The sequence below is a fragment of the Kitasatospora sp. MAA19 genome (assembly GCF_029894125.1).
GTDB lineage: Bacteria > Actinomycetota > Actinomycetes > Streptomycetales > Streptomycetaceae > Kitasatospora.
The window spans coordinates 38,392-47,936 of sequence record NZ_JARXYZ010000051.1 but is presented as its reverse complement, the minus strand read 5'-3'; the positions used below and the strand labels follow the sequence as shown (position 1 = coordinate 47,936).

Sequence of the window (9,545 nt, the reverse complement as noted above, 5' to 3'; positions counted from 1 at the left end):
GGCGAAGCACTACGCCGACCAGGCGACGACCGAACCAGTGGCCGTCGAACCACCCACACCCGCCCTGACCAGCTAATCAGCACCTCCCGCACACCAAGGGAAGCTCACTCCCGGATGCCAGAGGCCTGGAGACGGCGCTCCATCGATGGATCCGGGCCCAGGGTGCCGGCCTTCTTTACGCACGCCGCTTCGCGCCCGCGTACGATCACGAACCGTCGCCGATGAAATGAGGCTGGATCGATGCCCCGTACCCCAACGCCGATACACCTGACCGCTGTCACCCTGGCCTTGACGGCTCTGCTGGCTTGCGCAGCCTGCGCTGGACAGACAAATGTCGTGCCGTCCGCTCCCGTGCCGTCCGCTCCCGTGCCGACGAGTGCCGCCGCGTCCCCCGCCGCCGCAAGCCCTCCGCCGAGCTCGGCCCGACCGGATCAGCAGCAGCTGGACACGGCTGCGGATGCGGTTTCACACCTCGGCGGCTCCTACCAGGATGTCTTCACGGGCCTGATGGTGGACGTTCCGGACGGTTGCGTCATCGTCTACCGGAAGCCGGGCGGTGGCGGCTTCGACGCCGCCCTCGCCCACCTGGGTCTGGGCGTGCGCGTGAACCTGCGCGACGCGCCGCGCTCGATCAGCGAGCTGGCCGCCACCCGCAACCGGGTCGCGGCACTGATAGGGCACACGAGCGACTACAGCATCGTCATGGTGGGCGACGGATCGGCAGTGAGCTTCACGCTCGGCGTGGTCGAGGTCGGCGTCAGCGGCAATCTGGCCAGCGCCCAGGCAGACCTGCGCGGCCGCTTCGGTGACCGGGTCACTGTCTCAGTCGCCCAACCGCTCGCGGGCTGACCTGGCCTTGTACGTGAGTTGTGGGTTCTGGCACAGATCTTGGGGAGCGGTCGCGGAGCGTCACCTTGGTGTTCGATTGTGAGGGGCTGGGTCGCGTGAGACCGCGTACGCCTGGCTGCCCGGCAGCCGGATGTGACACTCCGTCAACTCATTGGTGGTATCTGCCGTGGTCGGCCGGTGGCGGTGATCGTGCTGGTCATGCAGACCAACGCATCGTTCTGGGACTCGCTCGTGTTCGACGGGATCGACGACTTGGACGTCGAGGCGGTGACCGCCTTGTTCGGTACGGTCGAGGTGGTGGCGCGGGGCCGGGGTGCCGGGGCGGAGTGTCCGGACTGTGGCCGCTTCTCGGACCGGGTGCACGACCGCTATCGCCGCAGATTGAAGGATCTTCCGCTCGCTGAGCAGGGCTTCGTGATCCGGTTGGTGGTCCGGCGTTTCATCTGTGGGGCGGCGGACTGTCCGCGTCGGACGTTTGCTGAGCGGTTCTCGCGGCTGGCTGCCCCGTACGCACGGTTCACCACCCGGCTCAACCATGCCCTGGAGCACGTGGGGGGCTTCCCCCCGAAGCATGGACACGTTCGTGCGGTTATGCGGCAAGCATCATGCTATCTGACTGACGTTCGTAGCTGATGGGGCTGAGATGGCCGTTGGCCGAGTGTCTGCGCCAGGTGTTGAACCTGGTGAGCCACCGGAAGACGGCCAGGCGGCAGGCGCGGGCCCCGGCCCAGCGGCGGGCGCCCTTGAGAGTCTCCCGCTTCAGGGTTGCGTGGAAGCTCTCGCAGGCGGCGTTGTCCGCCGAGGTCCCCACGGCGCCCATGGACCGCGTGACGCCCAACTCATGGCACAGGTCCGCGAATTGCTTCGAGCTGTACTGAGCCCCGTGATCACTGTGGAAGATCGCTCCACCGAGGCCACCGCGGGTTGCGGCGGCCATGCGAAGGGCGTCCGCGACGAGGTCGGTGCGCATGTGGTCGGCGATCGACCAGCCCACCACCCGGCGACTGAAGCAGTCCAGCACTGTCGCGAGGTAGAGGAACTCCCCGTCACCGACCGGGAGATAGGTGATGTCGCCCATGTACTTGGTGTTCGCAACCGCAGCGGTGAAGTCCCGGCCGAACAGGTCCGGCACCGGAACCGCGGACGGCTCGCCCACCGTGGTGCGGACGCGCCGGCGCAGGTGCACGCCGACGATCCCGCGCTCGCGCATCACCCGCTCCACCCGCTTGTGGTTGACCGCGACGCCGCACGCCCGCAGCTCGGCGGTGACGCGCGGGCTGCCGTAGGTCTCGTCGGACTCCGTGTGGATCGCCGTGATCCGCGCCGCCAGGTCCTCATCGGCCCGGCGCCGGGCCTCGCGGGCCGGCGAGGCAGCCGACCACCGGTAGAACCCGGAGCGGGACAGGCCCAGCACCTCGCACAGCCGCTTCACGCCGAAGGCGTCACGGTGGCCGTCAACGAACTGGAAGCGACTCACCAGCTCGTCTCGCCCGCGAAATACTTGGCCGCCCGGCGCAGGATCTCCCGCTCGGTCTCCAGCTCTCAAACCCGGGCCCTGAGCTGCTTGTTCTCCTTCTCCAGCATGTTCTCGGAGGGTACAGGGACGCCGGGGCCGGCGGCCGGGCCGTCGGCGACCTGTTCGCGCTGGCGGGCCCGGTGAGCGTTGATCCAGTTCCGCAGCGTCTCGTGATTGACACCGAGGTCGTCGGCGACCGAGCGGATCGTACGCCCGGGATTGTTCACGTACAGCGCGACGGCGTCCGCCTTGAACTCCGGCGAGTACACCTTCATCACCACGGGGGGACTCCTCATCCTCTGAATCCTCAAGGTCCAGTGTCCAGGGTGTCCACACATAGAGGGAAAGGCCCGCGACCGGCGTACCCCCCTGGAGACCAACGGGGGGCAGCCGGTCCCGCGCCGACGTGCGGTGCTTCGAGGCTTTCCCCGATCGTCAGCTGCTCGGACGCGGGGACGGCAGGGCCACGGAGCCCGCCGCCAGGGGCCATTCACGATGGAACGGGGGAAGCGGGAACGTGCCCTCGACGACCGGGGTCCCGAACACCTTGAGGTGGGCGAGCAGCGAGCCGGTCAGGTCGATGCCGCCGACCAGGGACCAACTGCCCTGGGCCTGCGGCGGGTTGCCGGAGGAGTCGGCGGTCAGCGAGCCTTCGGCCTGGGCCCGCAGGTAGGGGGCGACGGTGGTCTCGACGCCGACGGTGTCGTAGAGGCCGACGGAGACCTGGGCACCGAGGGCGGCGCGGACGCCGGCCTTGCCGGTGAGGCGCACCCGGACCGGGGAAACCTTGGTGTCGGCGTCGGTGGTGGGGGTCCAGCCCTTGCCACCGGTGTAGTCGGCGCGGACGGACCAGGTGCCGGTGGCCTCCTGTTCGGCCTCCAGGTGCACCTGGCCGTCGGCGCTGATCTCCAGGTAGCAGGTGAGGCCGAGGTTGACGACGACGGGCAGCCCGGCGACGGTGAGCACCGGACTGGCCTGCAGCTTGGCGAAGGGCAGCCGGACAGGCGCCGCGCCGGTGCTGCGGGCGAGGTCGCCGGTCACCTTCCACTGCGCGTGGGCGCCGAGGTCGAAGCCGATCGACGCCGTACGCGGGCTGCCGGCGGCCGCCCCGTGGTACGCGAAGTGGACGGCGGGGTGGAGCTGGAGGGAGCCGGAGGCGTCCACGCTCGCACCGTCGGGCAGCGGGACGGGGGCCTTGACGTCGACCTCCAGGGTCCCGGAGGCGTCGGCCTGCACGCCCGCCATGCCCGCGCCGACGGTGGCCTTGAGGTCCTTGACCAGCGGGGTCACGGTGATGCCGTGCGGGTCGACGGGGACGCTGCCGTCGGCCTCGGTACCGCCGAGGAGTTCGGCGAGGGTGGCCGGGCGGGTGGTGAGGTTGAGGCTGGCGCCCGCGCCGGGGCGGACCCCGGTGACGGCGACCAGCGCGCCCTGTGGCGCGGCGGCGGTGGGCGGACTGGCGATCAGCTGCCCGGGCTGGACCGCGGGGGCGGGAGTGGCCGTGGCGGTGGCCGTGGGGCTCGCGGACGGCGGCGCCGAGAGGACGGCCGTGCCGCCCGCCGGGTCGTAGGCGGTGAGTTGGAGGTTCTGGGTGGCGGCGGTGGCCGCGCCGCCGTCCTTGGCGGGGGCGGCGATGGCGGCCTGCCGCTCGCCGGCCGGGGCGGCGGTGACCGGCGCGCCGGCGGCGGTCGGCCGCCCGGTGGCGGGGGTCCGGCTCGGGGCGGCGGCCCGGGCGCGGGGGGTGCCCGCGGGCTGTGCGGCGGTCGGGCCTCCGGTGGCGGCTGCTGGGGTGGCGGCGGTGGTGGCGGCCGGTTCGGGGGTGCCGACGGCGGCCTGCGGGGTACCGGTGGTGGTCGGCCCGCACGCGGCGACCCCGGCGAGGACGAGGGTGAGGAAGGCGGGGGCAGTAGCCCTGCCTATGGAGCTTTTGAACACGCGGCGTCATGTTACTGACGAGGAATAAGTTTGTCGAAGACAGGCCAAGCCGCGCCGAATCGCAGGTCAGTCCGCCCGCCCCGACGACGACGGATGGCCCGACAGCGGACTTCGGTTCGCGACTCAGCGCGGCCGGTGATGGGCGCGGGCCTCAGCGGCGGCCTTGAGGTCCCGCAGCCAGGCGTCGAGACCCTGGCGAAGGATCTCGGTCGCGAAGGGAACGTTCGCGTCGACCTGGGCACCGGCGTGGGTCTCCTCGGTGCTCACCCGGACACCGCCCTGCACCGTGGTGAAGTTCCAGACGTGGACGCCGTCGATGCGCAGCCCCTCGCCCGTCGCCGGGCCGGTCCAACGGATGCAGGAGCCGCGCTTGAGCTGCTCGACGGTCGAGGTGATGTCCAGGCTGGTGGCGGGAGTCGAGGGGTTCGGGGGCACCGGGGTCGTCCACCGGAAGGCCGAACCCTTGCGGAACGGACCGCCGTCGAGGCGTTCCACGGTCTCGACGGTGGCCTGCCAGGACGGCCAGCGCTCCACGTCGGTCTGCACCTTCCAGATGGTGCGCAGCGGCGCGTCGATCACGGTCTCGGCACGGTAGCGGACCAGCGCCTTGGGGTCGACGCCCTTCCCCTGGCAGGTGAGGGACGCGCCGGGTCGGGAGGTGGCGGCCCCGGCGGGCGCGGCGGCGGCGCCGAGAAGGCTGACGGCGAGCGGGACGGCGAGCAGGGCGGTGCGGATTCCGGTGCGGCGGAGGCCGGACATGGGAGTTCCCCTCGATCGGTCGGCTTGTCGCGCCGAGATAGATGCCAGCGTGTTCGTTAGAAGTTATAACGCGAGGCGGCGTGAAGGGTCAACAGGTTTCGCTAGAACCTCTCACTATCCCTTGAGCGCATAGCCCTACGAGCCGCGCCGAACCCGCAGGTCAGACCAGTCGCGCCACCGGCAGCGCCTCGCCCGACAGCGGACCCACCGGCACCTCCGCCGCCAGCTCGGCCAGGTACCGGGCCCGGGGCATCGGCTCGGCGCCGAGGCTGCGGATGTGCGGCCCGTCCCACTGGGCGTCGAGCAGTCGCCCGCCGGCCGCGGCGAACCGCGCCCCGAGGTCGGCGACGGCGACCCGGGCGGCGTCCGGGCGGCGGTGGAACATCGAGTCGAGGCTGAGGACGGGCCCGACGGCCACGCCGAACACCCCGCCGACCAGCTCCTCCCCCTCCCACACCTCACCGCTGTGGGCGACGCCGAGGGCGTGCAACCGGGCCAGCCCGCCCCTCAACTCCTCGGTCAGCCAGACGGGTTGGCGGCCCTCGGCGCAGCGGTCCAGCACCTCGCCGAAGGCCCGGTCGGCACTGGTCCACCACGGCGACCGGTGGCGCAGCCGCCGGGCCAGCCGGCTGCCGAGCCGGACGCCGCCGGGCGGCAGGACGGGCCGGGGGTCGGGCGACCACCAGGCCAGCGCGTACGGATCGTCCCCGCCGGGCAACAGCGACGACTCCCCCGTCCCGACCGCCGGTTCGTACCGCGCCTCGTTGTACGCGCTCGCGTACTCGTCCGCCGCCGGCATCGGGAACAGGCCGCGCCGGTACGCCGCCAGCAGCTCCCGCGCTCCGAGCCCGGCCCCGAACGCCACCGGCCCGTCCCCGGGCCCGCCCCGGACGTCCACCCCGTCGAAGACGCTCATCCGCGCGGCGCCTGCGGCGGCGGCCCGAGGAAGCCCTCCGCGGCCAGCCGCCGCAGGTAATGGTCGAGCAGCCCGGCGTCGACGGCGGGCAGTTCGATCCCGCTGCCGGCGAGCGCGGCATCGGTGTTGGTCCGGTCGAAGCGCGGGAAGGTGGGCCGGAAGTACATCTCGCTGAGCGACAGCTGCGACCCGGGGGCGCGGTCGACGAACAGCGGGACGAACGGCGTGATGGGGTGGCCGGGGTGCCCGGCGGCGAACCGGACCAGGCCCTGCACCCACTCCCCGTACGGGAGTTCGGCGATCGGGTGGCCGCGCGCCCGGAGCCGTTCGGCGAGGTCCGCGAGGACGGCCGGGTCCGGCGAGGTCAGGTGGTAGACCTCGCCGTTGGCGGGGGCGTGGGCGGCGATGTGGGCGACGGCCCGCCCGAACCGGTCGGCCGGCACGAAGTCGAGCAGCAGCCGCACGTCCGGGCAGGTGCCGCTGTCCGCCAGGTACTTGATGAGCGCGCAGATCTCGGTGCCGGTGTTCATCACGCCGGTGGCCAGGTCCCCGGTGACGTCGTTGGTGCGCAGCACCGTGACCGGCAGCCCGGCGGCGGCCGCGTTGTGCAGCAGCTGTTCGGCGACCCACTTGCTCTCGACGTAGCCGACGCCGAGCTTGTCGGGGTGGGCGAGCGGGGTCCGCTCGGTGACCTCGCCGACGCGGGCCGCGCCGAAGCCGGCCAGCACGGCGAGCGTGGACAGGTAGTGCACGGGTATGCCCCGGCTGTGCCCGGCGAGGCGGACGATCTCGCGGGTACCGCCGACGTTGGGCCCGCGCAGCTGGTGGTACGGGTAGATGAAGTTGACCTGCCCGCCGAGGTGGTGGATGGCGTCCAGGCTCCCGGCCAGCCGGTCGAACTGACGCTGCGTCAATCCGAGTCCGGGCTCAGCGAGGTCGCCGACCAGCGGCACCACCCGGGGGTCGACGAGGTCGTGCCGCAGGAAGCGCTGCTGGGCGGCGCGCAGGCGTTCCAGCGCGTGCTCCTCGTCCGGGGCGCGGACCAGGCAGTGGATCCGGGCCCCGGTGGTGGCGAGCAGGGCGTGCAGCAGGTGGGCGCCACAGAAGCCGGTCGCGCCGGTGAGCAGGATCTCGGCGGGCTCGGCGCGGCTGGGCGCGGGGCTCCAGGACTGCGCCACGGGGTGGGTGAGTCGGGCTTCGGCGGCCCAGTCGACGGCGGCCTCGCCGGCGCCGGAGCCGTCGGCGCGGGCGAGCCGGACGGCGGTCGCGAAGGCGCGCAGGGTGGCGTCGCGCAGCAGGGCGCGGGTGAGGGCACGGATCCGGGTGACGTCGATGCCGAGCATGATCCGGGCGCGGGCGAGCATCTCCATGGCGAGCAGCGAGTTGCCGCCGAGGGCGAAGAAGTCGTCGGCGGGGCCGACCTCCTCGCCGCCGAGCAGTTCGGTCCACAGGTGCCCGATCGCGGCCTCGACGGTTCCGTCGAACGCGTGCGGTCCGTCGTCCGGCGCACGGGGCCCGCCGTCGGGCCGGTGCGCCCCGCCGTCGAGCTGGCGCGCCCCGCCGTCGGGCCGGTGCGCCCGCGGATCGGCACGTGACAGGAGGCGGCGGTCGACCTTCCCGGCCGGGGTGAGCGGCAGGTCCGCCAGCACCACGAACTCGGTCGGGACCAGGTACGCGGGCAGCCGTTCGGCCAGGTAGGCGCGGATCCGGACGCGGCGGGCCCAGGATCCGGCGGCGGCGGTGCCGGCGTCGGCGGCGCCGTCGGCGAGCGTGTAGTAGGCGGTGAGCACGTGGCTGCCGTCGGAGGCCTCGCCGTCGGCGGCGACCCGGGCCTGCCGGACCTCGGGGTGGGCGGCGAGGACAGCCTCGATCTCGGCGGGGTCGACGCGGTAGCCGCGCACCTTCACCTGGTCGTCGAAGCGGCCGAAGATCTCCAGCTGTCCGTCGGCCCGCCAACGCCCGGCGTCGCCGGTGCGGTACATCCGCTCGCCGGGCACCGGCGCGTACGGGTCGGGCAGGAAGGATTCGGCGGTCGACACGGGGGCCCGCCAGTAGCCGCGCGCGAGGCCGGGCCCACCGAGGTGGATCTCGCCCTTCTCACCGGGCCGGACGGGGTTGAGCCGGGCGTCCAGCACGTGCACCCGCACGCCGGGCAGCGGTCGGCCGATCGGCACCGGCGCGGCCGGCCCGCCCGGCGCGGCGTCCAGCAGAGCGGGGGTGACCTCGCAGAGCGTGGAGGTGACGGCGGCCTCGGTGACCCCGTAGGCGTTGACCAGACGGACGCCGGGCAGCCGGTCCAGGCAGCTGCGGCAGTCGTCGGCGTGCACGGTGTCCCCGCCGACCAGGACCAGCCGCAGCCCGTCCGGGCCGGGTCCGCCGGGCGGGAGCAGCGCGAGCACGTGGTGCCAGTACGCGGGGGTGAGGTCGACGACGGCGAGGCCGAGCTCGTCCATCCCCTGCACCAGTTCGGTGGGCGCCCAGGTGCGGCCGCCGCCGAGGACGAGGCTGGCCCCGGCGTGCAGGGCGGCGAAGACCTGCTCCAGCGCGGTGTCGAAGCCGAGCGCGGCGAGTTGCAGGACCCGCTCGCCGGGGGTGAGCCCGTAACCGCGGACGACCCGGTCGAGGGTGAACACCAGCGAGCGGTGGGTGACCGGGACGCCCTTGGGGGTGCCGGTGGTGCCGGAGGTGTAGATCAGGTACGCGAGGTCGTCCGGCCCGACGTCGTCCGGCAGGGCATCGCCCGGCAGCGCGCCATCCGGACCGGCGCCGTCCGGCGAGGGTCCCTCGGGCAGCGGGCCGGTCAATCCCCCGGCGTCCACCGCGAGCGACTCGGTACCCGGCAGGTCCCTACCGTCCGTGACGGCCACCCGCGCCCCGCAGTCCTCGACGAGCCGGGCGAGCCGCCGCTCCGGGAACCCCGGGTCCAACGGCAGGAACGCCGCGCCCGCCTTCAGCACCCCGAGCCAGGCGACGACGAGGCCCGCCCCGCGATCGAGGCAGACCGGCACGACCTGCTCGGTGCCGACCCCGCGGGCCCGCAGCGCGCGGGCCAGCCGGTCGCTGCGCCGGTCGAGCTCGCGGTAGCTCAGCGTGGCGTCCTCGGCGATCACGGCGACTGCGTCCGGGTCGCGCGCGGCGCGGGAGGCGAAGAGGCCGTGCACGGTGTCGGCCAGGCCCGCCGCCACCGCCCGCCCGCGGCGGTGCTCCCCGGGGAACCCGAGCCCGGGCGGGCGCCACTCGCGCTCCACGTAGGCCCGGCAGGCGGCGCGGGCGGCCGGCCCGTACACCCGCTGCCAACCGCCCGGCACGGTCAAGTCGCCGGGCCAGATCGCATACTGACCGTTGTCGTTTCGAACCACGGCGTGCCGCCCGGAGTTCACATCCGTTCGTACGCCCTGTGCGCTGTCTGCTGCGTCGTCCACCGGCTTGACCTCGTGCTGTGGCGGCAGAATGCTAGGGGGTGCGACATTTCCGACTATACGCACTCACGCCACAGGGAGAGCGTCCGATCGCGATCCGACCGGACGTCACGGTCCTGTGCGCCCGTCGGCCCGGAACGAGATGACCCCT

Annotated in this window: 6 protein-coding genes and 1 pseudogene; 2 read left to right on the top strand and 5 right to left on the bottom strand. The window is 73.4% G+C overall.

The annotated features are described in order from the left end of the window. Nucleotides 1-366: 366 nt before the first annotated feature. On the top strand, nucleotides 367-849 hold the full coding sequence (locus P3T27_RS38600; protein ID WP_280686017.1) for a hypothetical protein: 483 nt from the start codon (nucleotides 367-369) through the stop codon (nucleotides 847-849). Nucleotides 850-1,026: 177 nt separating this feature from the next. Beyond that, nucleotides 1,027-1,482: a transposase family protein gene (locus P3T27_RS38595; RefSeq protein WP_280686016.1), complete on the top strand. Its 456-nt coding sequence runs from the start codon at nucleotides 1,027-1,029 to the stop codon at nucleotides 1,480-1,482. Here the strand turns inward: P3T27_RS38595 and P3T27_RS38590 are convergent. The 5 genes and pseudogenes from P3T27_RS38590 to P3T27_RS38570 form a co-directional block, all read right to left on the bottom strand. Next, nucleotides 1,439-2,646 (bottom strand): annotated as a pseudogene (locus P3T27_RS38590) (IS3 family transposase). The gene P3T27_RS38595 and the pseudogene P3T27_RS38590 sit on opposite strands and share 44 nt — an antisense overlap. 154 nt (nucleotides 2,647-2,800) lie before the next feature. After that, complete coding sequence (locus tag P3T27_RS38585) at nucleotides 2,801-4,300, bottom strand: hypothetical protein (protein WP_280686015.1); 1,500 nt, start codon at nucleotides 4,298-4,300, stop codon at nucleotides 2,801-2,803. A 123-nt stretch (nucleotides 4,301-4,423) separates the two neighbouring features. Continuing rightward, entirely contained in the window at nucleotides 4,424-5,059 is a 636-nt protein-coding gene (locus P3T27_RS38580) for an SRPBCC family protein (protein ID WP_280686014.1), read from the bottom strand. A 160-nt stretch (nucleotides 5,060-5,219) separates the two neighbouring features. Beyond that, nucleotides 5,220-5,975, bottom strand: coding sequence for a leucyl/phenylalanyl-tRNA--protein transferase (locus tag P3T27_RS38575; RefSeq protein WP_280686013.1), 756 nt, complete (start codon nucleotides 5,973-5,975; stop codon nucleotides 5,220-5,222). After that, nucleotides 5,972-9,397: an amino acid adenylation domain-containing protein gene (locus P3T27_RS38570; RefSeq protein WP_280686012.1), complete on the bottom strand. Its 3,426-nt coding sequence runs from the start codon at nucleotides 9,395-9,397 to the stop codon at nucleotides 5,972-5,974. The genes P3T27_RS38575 and P3T27_RS38570 overlap by 4 nt, the downstream gene beginning before the upstream one ends. Nucleotides 9,398-9,545: the final 148 nt, after the last annotated feature.

Bases quoted from the DNA above. Each gene is read 5' to 3' on its own strand.
- P3T27_RS38580 (WP_280686014.1), bottom strand. From the start codon at position 5,059: ATGTCCGGCCTCCGCCGCACCGGAATCCGCACCGCCCTGCTCGCCGTC.
- P3T27_RS38575 (WP_280686013.1), bottom strand. From the start codon at position 5,975: ATGAGCGTCTTCGACGGGGTGGACGTCCGGGGCGGGCCCGGGGACGGG.